This window comes from Sinorhizobium numidicum, from assembly GCF_029892045.1.
Lineage (GTDB): Bacteria > Pseudomonadota > Alphaproteobacteria > Rhizobiales > Rhizobiaceae > Sinorhizobium > Sinorhizobium numidicum.
Map to the genome: position 1 here is coordinate 213,017 of NZ_CP120369.1, position 14,302 is coordinate 227,318.

Sequence of the window (14,302 nt, forward strand, 5' to 3'; positions counted from 1 at the left end):
CTCCTCGCCCGCAGCGCAATGTATCATTCTGCCTAGGTTCACTGCTTGGAGGTATTCATGGAGAGCGCCGCTGTAATCGCGATAGACTTGCTAAATCTGTGTTCCAACCGCTGGTGCAGACGCTACCGGCAGACCGCTGTTCCGGAAGAAGCTAACGCGAGGTCAGCTGCGCACCTTTCTTGCGAGCCATCCGCCAACGATCGTGGCGATGGAGGCCTGTGCTTCATCACATTATTGGCGCGAGAGATCGGTGCTATGGGCCAGGAGGTTCGACTTCCCGCCGATCTACGTGAAGCCGTTTGTCAAAAGGCATGAGAACGACGCAGCCGATGCTCAGGCAATCAGCGAGGCTGCGGTCCGGCCGATCATGCGTTTCGTGCCGGTGAAAACCGCTGAGCAGCAATCGCGGGCCATGGTGTTTAAGACCCGCAATCTCCTGGTCCGCCAGCGCAAGCAAATCGCCAATGCATTGCGCGGCCACCTCATGGAATATGGGATCGCCATCCCGGCCGGTCTCCCTTTTGACGGAAACTGGAGCGTGAGATCGAAGACCCCGATACGGCGCCGCCCTGCTGGTCGTTGAACTCGCACGTCTTCAGCTGGACCAGCTTCGAACTTGTAACGAAAAGATTGCTGCCGTCGAGCGGCAGATGAAAGATGACGCCAAGCGTGGTCCCGAAGCAATTCGTCTGCAGACCGCGCCTGGAATCGGCCCTGTCAGCGGTAATCAAAGCTGTCGGGCCGGATATGAAAAGCTTACAAAGCGGGCGCGACTTCGCAGCGTGGCTCGGGCTGGTGCCGTTGCAAAGGTCGACCGGCGGTCGTCAGAAACTGGGACGCACATCGAAAATGGGACAGCGCGACATCAGACGGCTTCTGATCATTCGAGCGCGTTGAAAAACGGGGCACCGAGTGGATTCTGGCTCAAACAGATGCTCGATGCAAACCGCGCCTGTTGGTCGCGATTGCGCCTGCGAACAAAACGCTGCGCGCTATCTGGGCGATGACGACAAGCGATCAGGAATCTCGGGATGTGCCTGTGTCGGCGCAACGCCGAAACTAGGCATTACCGATGATGTGAGGAGGACTTCGGATAGGAACAACGGATCGACAAGATCGAGGTCAGAAAAACCAGGCACTCCCAGAGGGCTTCGCGCCCGCGGCATTGATATGGAACCCGACCTTCGCATCGCCATACCCGCCCCGCGGCCAACAGAAGGCCGCTTCAATAGAGGCCTGACACATGACCACACCCGATCTCACGTTCAAACTGTCCGAACAGCCTTTGCATCGCCCGGGGTATCCACACATGGGAGTGCGATCTCATTCAGTTCGCAAGAAGTTCGGCAAAGCCAACGTGACGTCACTGGTCGAGCGGGTCAGCCGCTTTGCGGTCTTCCTGCGCAACAACGACCGGCAATCGAGACCGATCATGGACTGATTGAGGTGCTCCAACCCCTGCCCCACGCTGCTCGACGCTCGATCACCTTTGATCGTGGCACCGAGTTCAGCGAATGGCCCTATCTGCAGGCTGGCATCGGAACACAGAGGTGGTTGTCTGATCGCGGCTCACGAGTCAATCGCGTTTGAGTATGCGCGATGAGCTCCGAATGCCAGCGCGGCACGGATTCGGCAACGTCATATGGCGCATTCATGTTCTTAGTCGTCGCCCAGCGCTCCATTTTGACGTGAGAGCAATCGTATGTCGGGAACAGGGTTGTCTTCGCGGTCGGTACAAGCCCGCCGCATGATGGTCTTCGCAGGCAAGGTCTTCCTATGTTCTGCGCGCAGTCTCTGGGAGCTGCCGCCAACTTCACGGAATGGCCAGACCTACGTCCACGACAGGGACGCCTTGTCGCGCCAGAAAGGTGATGCGCGGAGAGTAATCGGCTGTCAGACCTTCATTAATGCGTTGGTGCCGGCTGAAGGATTGAAGGTTTCTCCCGTCTTGAGCATGGTATGCATGATAACCGCGAGTTTGCGGGCGACGGCCACAGCCGCCCGCTTAAAGCCAAGCCGCTCGCGCAGCTTAAGTCCCCAATTCTTGAGACTGCTCTCAGTTCTGGCACTGGTTCTCGTCAGCAGCGTTGTCGCCGCTTCGTAAAGCAGCCCGCGCAGCCGGTTGTCGCCTCTGCGTGAGATATGGCCGTCATAATCGACTTCGCCCGACTGATAGCGGCGGGTGGTCAGCCCGAGCCAGGCGCCAACCGAGCGCGAAGTTCGGAAGTTTTCCGGATCCTCGATGGCGGCGATGTAAGAGACCGCCGTAATGGCGCCGATACCTGGAACTGTCATCAACAACTTCGTAGCCGGGCTCTGCCGCGCCGCTGCAATGAGCTGACGGTCAAGAATGGCCGCACGCTTGCGAATATTGTGCCACGCATCAAGCAAGGGCAAAATGATCTGTGCCAGAGAAGTTTGCCTCTCCAGGAGCTCTCGAACATGGGTAGCAAAAACCCGACCTGTGCCTTTGGGTACGATAAGGCCGAAGGTCTTCATGACACCGCGGATCTGATTGCCGAGTTGGGTTGAGAGATTCAGGAGCTGATTGCGGGCCGCCACCAACGCGCGGGTCAGCATAGCGTCAAACGACTTGACCCGAACCGCTTTGTAAAAGCCGGCTTCTGCGAGCTGCGCCAGACCATCGGCATCATTGGCATCGGTCTTGTTGAGTGTCTCGTTCAATACCTTTTGCGCGTGCCGCGCTTCAATGCAGATCGCCGGAGCCCCTTCGGCCGTCAGGGCATGATAGAACCACGTCGACAGCGGCCCCGTTTCGAAGACGACGCGCCTGGCGTGCGGCGCGTGCTTGCGGATAAGCTCGGCCAGAAGCGTTGGGTCCGAAGGGCACTTTCCCCGCCAGATCCGCTTGCCGTCCTCCCGAACCGAGATTGCTGTGTCTTTCAATGAAACATCAAGCCCAATATACTGGTCCATGGTTGCTCTCCATCTGATGTTGGGCCCGGTTTCCCATCGTGAGCCCGTTTCACCATCTTATCGGGAGCAACCACCCCCGGTAGCATCTGCTTGGGGCGGTCGCGCCGCGATTACCCCATGTTCTGTGACCCGCAGTCGCCCTGGCAGAAAGGCACGGTCGAGAACACCAATGGCCGGGTTCGCAAATGGCTTTCGAGAGAGGTGGATCCCCTGTCGATCAGCGACGGCGAGCTGAAGGACATCTGCGACCGGCTCAACTCGACACCGCGGAAGTGCCTCGGCTACCGGACGCCCGCGGAAGTCTTCCGCAAGAAACTGCTCCGCAAATGCGGCGTGTCGGATAGCGTCACACGTCACAGTTCGGCGTGGACCTACACCCGAGGATTCAGCTCGACTGCCGAGTGAGTAGCGCATTGGCGTGCGAACTGGCTCAGTGTGAAGGATCAGTCCCGTCGAGAAAGTGACACGTAGCTCATTGAAGCATGTCCCGCTCTTAGCCAATCCCCGCAAGTATCGGCACGTTCTCCAGGAGCCAGAACGAGAAGACCGTCATCGTGCCGGTCATCATGGCGACACCCATGGCGACCATGACGCCGCCCGCGCCGACCTGCAGCGCGCGCCCAAGTTTTCGCACGGCCTTCAGGCGCCGCATCAGGTGATCGGCAAAAACCGCGGACAACAAGAACGGAACGCCGAAGCCCAGCGAATAGATGGCGAGGAGAACAATGCCCGCCGAAGCCGTTGACGAGAGCGCACTAACGGTGAGGATCGCGCCCAGCACGGGACCGATGCACGGGGTCCAGCCAAAGCCGAAGGCGAGTCCCAGCAAAAACGCACTGATCGGACGACCGCCGCGGATGCTGCCATGGAAGCGCAGATCCCGTTCGAACCAGGGCACCCGGACAAGGCCGGTCATGAACACGCCGAGGAAAATGACCATCGCGCCGCCAATGAGTGTCGCCTCGTCCCGATAGGAAGAGAGAAGCCGACTGAAGACCGTAGTGGTCGCGCCGAGCCCGACGAAGACGGCCGAGAAGCCCAGTATGAAGCAGAGGCTGAGCGACAGCGTCACGAGCCGGCCGGCAGTCGCATCATCCTGCCGGGCGAGCGCATTGCCCGAAACATACGAGATGTATCCTGGCACGAGCGGCAGGACGCAGGGCGACAGGAACGAGACGAGCCCCGCCATGAAAGCTGTTATCAGGCCGATATTTGAGATCGCCGACATCTATACCTAAAGCCCCTGCGCCGACTTGATCAACCGCTTCATCTCGTCGGCATCGCGCGCACCGTGTACGATCTCCTTGCCTATGACGAAGGAGGGCACACTAAAGAGGTGCAGGTCTCGGGCGAGCGCTCTGGTGCGCTTGATTTCCTCATCGACCGCGGGGTCTTCCATATCCTTCTTGAGCCGCTCGAGGTCGAGCCCGAGCCGGGCGGCGATTTCCAAAGTTGAAGTCTGGGTGACCGGGCCGGGGTGTGCCATCAGCGCCTCGTGCAAAGCGAGAAACTTGCCCTGCTTCCGGCTGGCGAGGGCGGCACGGGCAGCAAAGACTGAGTCGGGGCCGAAGACGGGGTTTTGCTTGAAGACGACCCGCAGATCTCTGTCGTCCCGCTCCAGTCCAGCGAGCATCGGTGCCGCCTGGCGGCAGTAGTTGCAGTTGTAATCGAAGAGCTCCGCGAGGTTGGTGCTGCCCTTTGGGTTGGCTCCAACCGGCGAATCAGGATCGTTGAAGATTTCGTCGTGCCGCTGCGCAATAACGGCCGCCAGCTCGTTGTCTTTTGCCACCTGCCGAGGTGCTTCCGTCCCGTTCACTGATTCGGCGATGACTTCCGGAGTAGTGAGCACATAACTAAGTCGCTGGTCCAGGTACCGGATTGCATATAGCAGTGAAAGGCCTGCCAGAACAAAGTAAACGGACTTCCAGCTTAGCCTCATAGCGATTTCTCCTCATTCTGGGGAGCCGCCTGGCAACGACCGCCCGTCAAACCATTGTTTTTGAACTGGCGATGAAGCGCCTGCCACGCAGAGCGGGCGATTACGATCATGATAATCTCCTATTGAAAGTCACAGTTTTTCCGACCTTCGTTTTTGTTGGCCACCTGGCCTGGGCAGGGTGCTGGATAACCACTCGCAAATAGCTTGCGACGACTTCTTCTCGATCGCTAAGGATTTAGGGAAAACCTTGCTGTACGGTGCCAGACGAGGAACGGCTAGTTCGCAAGGTCTTCCGTCAGGTTGTGCCGATAACCACCCTTCTGCCAGCCTTAGCTGACAGCAGCCTGAACGCTACCGGCGATTTGCCCAAAGGCGATCCACGTGGTCTCAAGTTCTGTCGATAGAAACTTCCCCTCGAGCTAGCAGCTCGGCACACCGGGTTACCTCACCAAAAAGATACCGATCGCACAGGCACATGGGACGATCCTGCGGGCAGACGACTGCTGGCGATCAAAGGCGTCAACCTCACCGTGGCAACCTACGGAACGAAGGAGGCGAGAAACCTTCATATCCAAGTTTCGCACAGTCCTAACCTCGGACTGGACAGATCGGAATGAGGAATTGACCGGCCTACCGGGTTTCCGGAGAGAAGACCCATGGCAAAATACCGCAGTCACAACGTCTAATTTAAACGTCAGGTCGTGCAGGAATTCCTCGCGCGCCACACGCTGCATGGTATGGCAAAACGCCACTAGGTGTCGCCAACCTTATCCGCATCTGGGTTCAGGAGTACGAGGTAGGCGCATTTGACGATGCGCCGAAGGATGCCGGCTCATGGGAGTCGCGCGATCCACCTATTATGACCCGGAAAGAGCGGGCGACGACATGCGATCGTCGAAACCATAGTCGCGCTCTGCGACGGGTTCGAGTCTACGGCTATCGCATTGCGTCCGGCGGCAGCAGGGCCTCATCGTGAACCACAAGAAGATTCACCGCCTCATCCGCAAACACGATCTGCGGCCGAACATCAGGCGGCGGCTCATCTCCACGCCGACAGCGATCACGACGGCGCGATCTTCCCGAACCTGGCGCTCGCATGTCCGATCCCCGACGAAGCCATGGAGCTCGCGAGTGGTGCTTAAGCACGCAGGGGGTCACCGTCCAATTTTCGGGCTTTCTCAACGAGACACCATTTTCGTGCGGCGTCTCGCTATTCGGGCACAGTCTAGTCCCTCATGACGATTGCGCATTCCGACTCGGTGTTTGAGAGCGACGTCGCTCCCATTTCTCCCTGCATGCATCGAACATTTAGCCCGCCGCGAAACCATACAGCAGCAGCCGCGGCCGACGCAGACCGTGCCTGAGGTAGCGGTCAGATATGGGCATCCATCTGGCGCCGCAAAGAACCGGGCTCATCCGTTCTCCAAGACAAGCGCTCTCCCCGCAGCGGGCACTCGCAACGCCGGTGCAGGCCGCCTCCAGCCGCAATGGTTGTTGTCCAACTTATCCGGGCGGTCTGCTAATCATTGGTGGCACATCGGTGCACCTTACTCCGGTAGCTCGCGCCTCAGGTTTGGTGGCAGTGACGGCAGCGGGACTGGGTGAGTGTGAATCGAGAGATCAGTCCCGCTGCCCACGTCGGCCCCTCAAGCGCAGAGAGGCCGCGATTCATCATTGCCGGATTTACCGTCAGGCCCGCGCCACGTCGGGATAGGCTTCGATGACGGCGATCGCATCGTCCACTAGCTTTGCACCGGCCTCCGCGAGCTTCCCAAGCGTCGCGAAGCCGAATCGGTGGACGTCGCGCACCGTTTTCGAAAACACGACCAGCCGCCCGGTCGTCAGAAGCACTCGGCCGAAGCCCTCATGGCTGATCATCATAGTCGGCGACGCCACCAATCCGGTGCGCGCTTCGATTGTAAGCCCGACGGCGGTGTAAAAGATATTGAACCTCAACAGCACGTCTGGATCGGGATCGCCGATGATCGGGATTTCACGGCGCTGCTGTTCGGTGATGATGAAGTGGGTCAACAGCTCCGCGTCCGATGCGCCGTCTTGCAACCCATAGGTATCCTGAGCCCGGATCAGCCGCGCGAGGCATTTGACGAAAGGGGCGGCAAGGGCCGCCTCGTCCTCGTTGACAGCGGGCGTGCCCGCAGGGACCGACATTTTTTTCATGATTCACTCCTCATCCTCGAACGGCTTTTTTTCGGCGACTGCCTGCTTGCGCCAGCACCTTTCGCAACCACGGCGGAGGAGCCGTCCTGAGCATTTTCTGGGTTCGCGAAAGTACGTCTTGAATAGGTTCGGGGTGCCCCACTTTTATCGGATGAACTTTCGCCGATACGACCTTGGCTGCGGAAGGTCCCCTTCAGCACATCCTCGACCTCGAGGTCTTCAACCGAACCTTCCGTCGCGGCGAGATGCAGTACCGTGTCCTGCGCCTTCGCGTTGAGGATAAGGCGCGTGGAATCCGCCCTAGGGTCGCAGCCGACGATGAGAATCTTTTGCCCGAGGTCGACAAGGGCGGCGAGCGTATTTTGTGAGGTGGTGGACTTGCCATCCCGCCCTTCCCGTAAAATGCGATTTAACGCAGACCTGCCATGTTGCTTTCCTTCGTTGTGTTCGAACCATCGCGGTTGCCCGCAACATAAGCCGCCGGCAGCTTCCGCCGCCTGCACAAGAAGGGTTACAAAACCCGTGCCAACTCGGCGGCGTGGACGAAATAGGGGCTGATGCTCCTAATCTCTCAGCTACTTAGTTCGAAAAGAGACCACCCGCTTCAGTAAGCAACTCTTTGTCGCGGAACCGACAATCGCCAGCAATTGTCGTGTAGCGTTGCATATCTGACGTTTAGGATCCGACAAGATGATGCTGCCGATCAAGGACTAAGGGGACCGGGTTTAGAAGGCTCTTCTTGGACGCTATGTCAGTTCGAAGTGCCAGCCGTTCCATCAAGTTCAGATCTCTCCCGGTTCCCACCCGATTAGGTCGCGACTGAAGCGGCCGTCGGAGCTCAAACGACTGCCGCTGAAGCCTGTTAGTCTGTCGTATGAATGTGCATGCGTCCCGTGACCGTCCACGAGCCAGTGCTTCGCGAAGAGTTCAGCTGACTGTGTGCCGACATCTGCGACGCGGCTTGCACTTGCCGGGCGCTCCTACGGGGCCGGAGTGAAGTGAGCTGACCTGAAAGTCAGGCACGATACAACTTCGGCTGCGCGAGAGATTTCCGGACCGCTGGTATGATCCTGTCACCCCAGAGCTCTATCTGGCGCAGCATCGTCTTTTGGTTCAAATCTCCCAACTGGGTCTGAATTGCAATCTGGTCCGGCTTCAAGACTTCGATCTCTTCCAGAAGGCGGTCAATCACGCGATTTATGCTGCCGATGGGCAGGTTCTTGCGCATAGTATCGAACGACAGATCCTGATGCGTCGGCATCTCCTCGAGCATGTAGCCGTCTTGACTCTGTTCCCGACGCTGATGCAGTGCCTCGGACAGCCGACGCTGGAAGCGGGCGTTATCGAGATAGCTGTTGATTTCCGCTCCATCATCGCTGACACAACAGCAGCGCAGCAACGATACCTTGGCGTCGCGGACGTCCTTGCCCTCGGATGCGGCGGCCGTCTGGATGATGCCGCGCAGCAAGCCCAGAGTTTCTAAGCCGTCATGGAGGGCCGTGACGAAAAGGTTGTGTCCCTCACGATAGGCTCGGGCCATGGTTTTAGAAGACGCAGTAGCAATCCAGATCGGCGGGGTCGGCTTTTGAAGGGTGCGCACCGAAATTGCCGTCGGCGGTATCTGTATGTAGTGACCGCTGTGGGAGAAGATCTTTTGCTTAAGACCCTTAAGCAAGATGTCGAGGTATTCCGAAAAGACAGCCGGCGCCTCATCTATATTGACGCCGAAGCGGTCGAATTCGAACTGCTGGTATCCCGAACCCACGCCGAGTTCGAGCCGGCCGTTCGCAACGACGTCGACAAAGCCGATTTCCGCTAGCAAGCGCTGCGGTTGGTAGAGCGGCAGCACGCAGACTGCGGTGCCGAGGCGAATGGTGCTCGTCAATCCGGCACAATGGGCTACCATCAGCAAGGGCGACGGGACGAGGCTGTAGTTGTTGAAGTGGTGCTCGGCGAACCAAGCTGTGCTGAAGCCAGCCTGCTCCGAAAGAATGGTTTGCTCTATCGAGTTGCGGATCACGCTGTCGGGAGATTGATGATAGCCGCGCTGGGCAGCCAGAATGAACGTTGCGAATTCCATGGTGTCTCCTTGTTTTCGGATCAGGGATCGCACCGCTCGTGATGCCCACGCCTCGATTCACGAGAAAGTTTTCCAAAGATCATGCCATGGTCCCTTTGTGCTCGGAGCGCCAGAGCTAAAACGTGTCGCTTCAGGGAAAGAGAAGCCGTTGCCATGTACTCTCCGCAGATATTGCCGCGTCGAGCTCGCTGTCGTCTCCGACGTCTTTGGACGAGGTCCAGCCTCCGTCCACGTGCAGGATCGAGCCGTTGATGTAGAAGGCATCAGACGAAGCCAGAAAGTACGCAGCTTCGGCGACTTCTTCCGGTTCCCCAACCCTGCCCATAGGGTCTCCCGTCGCAGCGATGTCGAGTGCATAGCGGTTAGCATTTCCGACTGAATGCCGTGAGACGCGCGGATGTGACCTGGAGCGACTGTGGCTGTGCGGATCCCAAGTGGCCCGAATTCGGCCGCCATGCACCGAGTAAGCATCTCTATATCAGCATTGTATGCGCCGTAGGCATGACTGGTTGCGAAAGATAAGAAGCTGCAACTCGCCTCGAGATTCAGGATGACGCTGCCAGATCGCATCGATATAGCGGCCTCGCGCACGCAGGTGAAGGCGCCAGTAAGATTGACATTCAGTAGGTGTTCAAGGGCTGCCGGCGCCTGCTCGATTTCCGGGAGGAGTGTGTCATTCATGCCACCAGCGTTGACGAAGACGTCGGTGTCGCCGAAGCGCTCCCGCAGTTCTTGAAAGAACGCGACGACCTCGCTCTCGACTGTCCTGTCCACGCGTTTTGACAGGTGCTTGTCGCCGAGCAATTGAGCGAGCTTTAACGCTGCACCACCGTCTCCGTCTGCGATCTCAACCGTGTCGCTGTTCGTCGCAAAGCGGCGAGCGATTGCCGCTATGCCTTTAGCGCCGCCCATGACGACTACCGTTCGCGCATCCGTGCCCTCGGTCGGGCGTGAGAGTTCCGCTCCGGGAGTCTTACCCTGAGCCGGGCACGCACCACCCGACTGGTTGAACGACATCCAGCCACCGTCGACGACAAGTGTGGATCCGGTGATGTAACCTGCCTGCTCGCTCGCCAGAAAACGCACGGTGCGCGCGATCTCGTCGGGCGAGCCAGTCGGCCCATCGGTATGCGGCGCCTTATTGCGCTGGCGTCGAGCTTGCCAGCGCGCTCCAATTTCGCGACCATTGGCGTGCGCACGTAACCGGGCGCTACCGCTGTCACGCGGATGCCGCGCGAAGCCCATGCGCACGCCAGCGATTTCGTGATGGAGATCAAAGCAGCTTTCGAAGCGGCGTAGCCATTGCGCTTCGGGTTGCCGAGCAGGCCAGCCAGCGAAGCGACGTTGACGATGGCGGCGCCAGGTTTCATCAGCTTCGCGGTTTCGCACGCCACCGAATATGGTCCGATGAGGTTTACTGCTAGAGCGCGTTGAAAATCTTCGACAGGAGTATCGACGGTCGCAGCCATGGTCGGCCTTCCCCGCATTATTGACAAGCACTGCAATCTGCGGGGATCGTTTTTCCAGAAGGGCACAGAGTGCGACGACATCGTCCTCTCGCGACACGTCCAACTCAAGGCCGAGGTGGGGCTGGCCGAGATTGCGGCCAAGTTCAATTACGCCGCTGTCCGGGAGGTCCACCGCGACAACAACATCTCCATTCGCGACAAAAGCATCGACTAGCGCACGGCCGATACCCCCTGCGGCACCTGTGATGATGATTACCCGCCCCGGCTGAACCAGGCGACCGTCTAGGCGTGTCCTCACAGCACAGGCCCTGGCGGCAGGAAACGAAGGGTACCGCAGTTGTATCATGCTTCTTCTTCTCCACTGCCAATCCGCTCCTTTGGATGACTTTCCGCAGGAACGCGCCGTTTCGAAAGTTCGTAAATCGGATCATTCGGATGCGGCGCCCCAATCGGTTGGCGAGGACCGAACCGCTCTGTTTCCGAGGACGCTGGAGGCTTCTGGTCCTCGACCCAATCATAGACCACGGTCCGTTCGGCGATGCGCCACTCCCCTTCCCTTTTCTGAAACAGATCACAGTAGCGTCCGCAAAGGAGCACCTGCTTTATCTCGCCTGCCTCGTCTGGACCTCGCTGCAGCGCGGTGAAATAACTCTCGACGGCAGCCTCTGCCGCGCCCAGGAACTCAATCATTATGTTTGCAAGCTGGTGGATGTTGCGCGGCTGAGTTTTGAAGACGCTAAGCGCAAGCTGAATGAACCCCTCGGCAGAGCCGGAGTAACTTCCGTGATTGTCACGTGCATCGGGCCAATAACAGCTGCTCAAAGCGGCCTCGTCTGCCCGGTCGATCCCTCGACAGTAGCGATGGAGACAGTCGCGGATTGCTTCTTGGTCGAAGAGTTTGTTTATGCTTGGTTGATCCATCGTCTATAGAGCTTCTGAAGATACGAAAGCGTTTCCACTCCGCGGCTTATGCGGTAGTGATCTGTACTGGTCCGTGCGCAACCAAGCCGCGCCTAACTCTCGTGGCCAGCAGCGGTGTTGGCCCGCAGCGTACCAATCGTGTTCAGTGTCATTTCCATCCCTGCCCCGGCCGCAGATTCGAAGATCGAATGAACCATTTTCTGCGCCTCAAAAGCGTGCATCAACTGCTCGCGTCGGTTGATAACATGGGACTGACTAGAGAAAGAGTTTTTCGACAGTTTCAAAGGGCTTTTCTGCGCTTTGACCATTTGACTTCCTTTCGTTTACGAGAGTCCAACTTCCCACTCTCGAGGTGGGCACCACGGGTCGAGGCCTCCTACAGTCGAGGCTGTAGGGAGCGTGTTTACTCCGCAGCAGTTGGCGGCTCTTAACCCAGGCAGTTCAAAGGTCATGCCAATTCCACAGGGAGCTCCCTTGATGAATTTTAGAATTCCTTTTCAGTTACTTAGTTGCAAGTGTGCAGGAAGTGGATCAAACAAGCCCGTGTCATCAATTCGACAAAGCCGACGGGATGTTTCGGACGGCCCGCTTCGTGCGGTGAGTGTGAAGGAAGCGGCGAACGATGAATACGCATGGGAGCGATCGTCGCTTCTTGTCCGATCAGGCCCAAGTCAGAATGAGATTATTAATCCCGAATAAATGGCCACCGTGGGTAATCACGCGGATTATCTGAACGGTTGAATAGGCGCGCAGCAATTCTTCAGCGGCGAGCACGAGCCGATCCGGTTCGTTTCGCAACAACTCCTGGTGCTCTACGTGCAAGATAGGCCATGTCAAAGCCAATGGCGGCTGCGACCGTGTCAAGTCCCGCAACCAAAAAGAGCACGCCGATGCCACGGACTTCTTCTTCTGTTATAGAGCGGCCGTCGATCTCCGCCTGCACGACGAAGGTCATGAAGTCGCCAGCTGGTACCTTCCGGCGCATTGCTGCAACTTCGTCAAGGAAGGCCACGATCGACCGGGCTGCTGCCGTTCGCTTCTCTGCGTTACCGTGGAGCAAATCGCTTACTCAGCCAACGAGTACTTCGGATTGCCTCTGTGAAAGGCCCAGAAAGCTGAGGAAGACGTTGACCGTAAATGGCAAGGCAAAATCCTTCATGACGTCACAGTTGGTTTTCTCTCTCGCTATACCGTCGATCAGCGCGCCTGCTCTGTCGCGGATAGTCGGCTCCAGTGCCATCACCCGCTTGGATGAGAACAGAGGATCTAAGAGTGCACGAAATACGGCATGGGCCGGGGGGTCCAATTCGAGCGGGATGACCGGCCAGTGTTCGCCCAGCGCGGAGGCGAAGATGCTGCGATGGCTGGAAAAAGTCTCTGTATCCTGCAGGATTCGGCGCTGGTCTCTCGCACGTGTTATGACCCAGGTACCTCGTCCATCACGCGTGTTGGAAGGAGAGTAAAAGATCGGCGGGCCGTCATGAACGGAAGCGACAGCAGCATGCGGATCCCCATTGGGCGTCGGCGCCATGCCAGGCGACGCGAAAAGACTGAAGTCCCGCACCAGTCCGGGCGGAACGTCTTTCTCTATTGACGATCACGTGTGCAAAGACGGCGCAAACGGCCCAGGCAATCCGCTTGAGGCGCTACTCGCTAGTCGATGTGACGGTCATCGGAGCCTTGTTCACAAAGAGGATTGTCATGGCTCAGGTGCTGAATGATCTGGCATTCTCACCTTGGCTTTTGTCCTTTTCAGCCATGTTCTTCTTTTCGCTGTCGATGGCAAAGCGCCATGTGGAAGCAATGCGCGCGTGCTCAATAGGGAGGAACGCCATCAAAAGGGCGCGGATACTTGCCTGACGATTGGCCGCTCACCTGGGTTCCAGCCTTGCTTCGGGCTCCGCTTCGATCGTCATCATGCTGCTTTTCATCGCACTCGATGCCCGTGTACCGCAAGCATTTGGCTTTATGTTGCGCCGGCTGGCGTATTCCTATAGCTGCAGAGGGTCTGGCTCCTAAGCCATCGCGTGGATTACACGACGATCCTATTGTGTTTGCGCTCAGGGATAAGAGTAGTTTGTTGATCGGCGCTATTATCGCACTGTCGCATAGGCTAATGTCAGTGCTAGGTAGACTGCGACAGCCATTGCGAATTGAGGGTGCTAAAATAGGGCCACCCCAAACGCCCACAGCCAGCATAGAGACGCTCGCTAAAAGGCTATTTATAATGCTGATTCTGCAGTCGATCGAAGCCCTGCCTTGCGCCACCATGGAACGGCGCGACGATGCGGCCGCACTCGAATCCTCGCTGATCGAGAACATCGCCGGCCTCGAGCCCGGTGGCTCAGGTCGCTCAAGTGTCCTTATCAAGGGAGTGAGGCGTCGCTGTGCTTGCTCCAGGCCGCCCGTAACGCTTACCCCAAGAGCTGGCGGAGGGCGGCCTGGAACACGCACTTCTGCGACATTGACGGTGTTTTGGCGCAGGAACGTTGCGCTTCAACACGAATGTCATGTGGACGGAGTATCTGTTGGCTGCGCGCCTGGGCGCGCCGCACATCTCACCGCAGGGCAGAAACTGTCCTCTTGAGCACTATTGCGGGCTCTGATCGACGCATATGCTGGCGCGTAATCATGCGCGCGAACGAGCACGGAGATAGCTGGCGCGTATCGTCAGGGCGCTGCCGTGCTCTGGCGATATCCCGGTCCACTTCCCCCGTCATCGTCGATCAGCGTATGGCCATCGCCGAGCCGGCGTTCGCTTATCTGCATGAGCCCGCC

Annotated in this window: 9 protein-coding genes and 7 pseudogenes; 4 read left to right on the plus strand and 12 right to left on the minus strand. The window is 58.3% G+C overall.

Going from position 1 to position 14,302, the window contains the following annotated elements; translation table 11 throughout:
• The first annotated feature begins 53 nt into the window (after positions 1-53).
• Both PYH37_RS32595 and PYH37_RS30160 read left to right on the plus strand, forming a co-directional pair.
• Positions 54-1,063 (plus strand): annotated as a pseudogene (locus PYH37_RS32595) (IS110 family RNA-guided transposase).
• A 247-nt stretch (positions 1,064-1,310) separates the two neighbouring features.
• Positions 1,311-1,563, plus strand: a pseudogene (locus tag PYH37_RS30160) (IS30 family transposase); the annotation flags it as partial.
• Positions 1,564-1,893: 330 nt separating this feature from the next.
• On the opposite strand, the gene PYH37_RS30165 reads toward PYH37_RS30160, so the two are convergent.
• Positions 1,894-2,937 (minus strand): IS110 family RNA-guided transposase, encoded by a 1,044-nt coding sequence (locus PYH37_RS30165; protein ID WP_280736310.1) that lies wholly within the window; start codon positions 2,935-2,937, stop codon positions 1,894-1,896.
• Between the two features lie 114 nt (positions 2,938-3,051).
• Here PYH37_RS30165 and PYH37_RS30170 point away from each other — a divergent pair.
• Positions 3,052-3,281 (plus strand): annotated as a pseudogene (locus tag PYH37_RS30170) (transposase); the annotation flags it as partial.
• A 149-nt stretch (positions 3,282-3,430) separates the two neighbouring features.
• Here the strand turns inward: PYH37_RS30170 and PYH37_RS30175 are convergent.
• From PYH37_RS30175 to PYH37_RS30225, 11 genes and pseudogenes are all read right to left on the minus strand, one after another.
• The gene (locus PYH37_RS30175; RefSeq protein ID WP_280736309.1) at positions 3,431-4,165 is read right to left on the minus strand and encodes a cytochrome c biogenesis CcdA family protein; all 735 of its coding nucleotides are present in this window, start codon (positions 4,163-4,165) and stop codon (positions 3,431-3,433) included.
• Between the two features lie 6 nt (positions 4,166-4,171).
• Positions 4,172-4,876 (minus strand): DsbA family protein, encoded by a 705-nt coding sequence (locus PYH37_RS30180; RefSeq protein WP_280736308.1) that lies wholly within the window; start codon positions 4,874-4,876, stop codon positions 4,172-4,174.
• 1,689 nt (positions 4,877-6,565) lie between these two features.
• Positions 6,566-7,045, minus strand: coding sequence for a NifX-associated nitrogen fixation protein (locus PYH37_RS30190; protein WP_280736642.1), 480 nt, complete (start codon positions 7,043-7,045; stop codon positions 6,566-6,568).
• Between the two features lie 12 nt (positions 7,046-7,057).
• A pseudogene (locus PYH37_RS30195) lies at positions 7,058-7,244 on the minus strand (NifB/NifX family molybdenum-iron cluster-binding protein); the annotation flags it as partial.
• Positions 7,234-7,463 (minus strand): annotated as a pseudogene (locus PYH37_RS30200) (AAA family ATPase); the annotation flags it as partial. The pseudogenes PYH37_RS30200 and PYH37_RS30195, both read right to left, overlap by 11 nt.
• Positions 7,464-8,069: 606 nt before the next feature.
• Positions 8,070-9,134 (minus strand): LLM class flavin-dependent oxidoreductase, encoded by a 1,065-nt coding sequence (locus PYH37_RS30205; protein ID WP_280736641.1) that lies wholly within the window; start codon positions 9,132-9,134, stop codon positions 8,070-8,072.
• 57 nt (positions 9,135-9,191) lie between these two features.
• A complete protein-coding gene (locus PYH37_RS32600; protein ID WP_425336220.1) occupies positions 9,192-10,151 on the minus strand; it encodes an SDR family oxidoreductase in 960 nt (319 codons plus the stop codon).
• Positions 10,052-10,949 (minus strand): annotated as a pseudogene (locus tag PYH37_RS32605) (SDR family oxidoreductase). The gene PYH37_RS32600 and the pseudogene PYH37_RS32605 overlap by 100 nt, the downstream one beginning before the upstream one ends.
• Complete coding sequence (locus tag PYH37_RS30215) at positions 10,946-11,524, minus strand: nuclear transport factor 2 family protein (protein ID WP_280736307.1); 579 nt, start codon at positions 11,522-11,524, stop codon at positions 10,946-10,948. Before PYH37_RS30215 ends, PYH37_RS32605 begins: the two are co-directional and overlap by 4 nt.
• Positions 11,525-11,616: 92 nt before the next feature.
• Positions 11,617-11,832 carry a hypothetical protein gene (locus tag PYH37_RS30220; protein ID WP_280736306.1) on the minus strand — a complete coding sequence of 72 codons (216 nt, stop codon included), beginning with the start codon at positions 11,830-11,832 and terminating at the stop codon, positions 11,617-11,619.
• A 403-nt stretch (positions 11,833-12,235) separates the two neighbouring features.
• Positions 12,236-13,055: pseudogene (locus PYH37_RS30225) on the minus strand (cytochrome P450 family protein); the annotation flags it as partial.
• Between the two features lie 170 nt (positions 13,056-13,225).
• On the opposite strand from PYH37_RS30225, the gene PYH37_RS30230 reads away from it, so the two are divergent.
• On the plus strand, positions 13,226-13,384 hold the full coding sequence (locus PYH37_RS30230; protein ID WP_280736305.1) for a hypothetical protein: 159 nt from the start codon (positions 13,226-13,228) through the stop codon (positions 13,382-13,384).
• Positions 13,385-14,302 lie beyond the last annotated feature (918 nt).

Coding starts and splice junctions, on each gene's coding strand:
- PYH37_RS30165 (WP_280736310.1), bottom strand. CDS start 2,937: ATGGACCAGTATATTGGGCTTGATGTTTCATTGAAAGACACAGCAATC.
- PYH37_RS30175 (WP_280736309.1), bottom strand. CDS start 4,165: ATGTCGGCGATCTCAAATATCGGCCTGATAACAGCTTTCATGGCGGGG.
- PYH37_RS30180 (WP_280736308.1), bottom strand. CDS start 4,876: ATGAGGCTAAGCTGGAAGTCCGTTTACTTTGTTCTGGCAGGCCTTTCA.
- PYH37_RS30190 (WP_280736642.1), bottom strand. CDS start 7,045: ATGTCGGTCCCTGCGGGCACGCCCGCTGTCAACGAGGACGAGGCGGCC.
- PYH37_RS30205 (WP_280736641.1), bottom strand. CDS start 9,134: ATGGAATTCGCAACGTTCATTCTGGCTGCCCAGCGCGGCTATCATCAA.
- PYH37_RS32600 (WP_425336220.1), bottom strand. CDS start 10,151: ATGTCGTTCAACCAGTCGGGTGGTGCGTGCCCGGCTCAGGGTAAGACT.
- PYH37_RS30215 (WP_280736307.1), bottom strand. CDS start 11,524: ATGGATCAACCAAGCATAAACAAACTCTTCGACCAAGAAGCAATCCGC.
- PYH37_RS30220 (WP_280736306.1), bottom strand. CDS start 11,832: ATGGTCAAAGCGCAGAAAAGCCCTTTGAAACTGTCGAAAAACTCTTTC.
- PYH37_RS30230 (WP_280736305.1), top strand. CDS start 13,226: ATGGCTCAGGTGCTGAATGATCTGGCATTCTCACCTTGGCTTTTGTCC.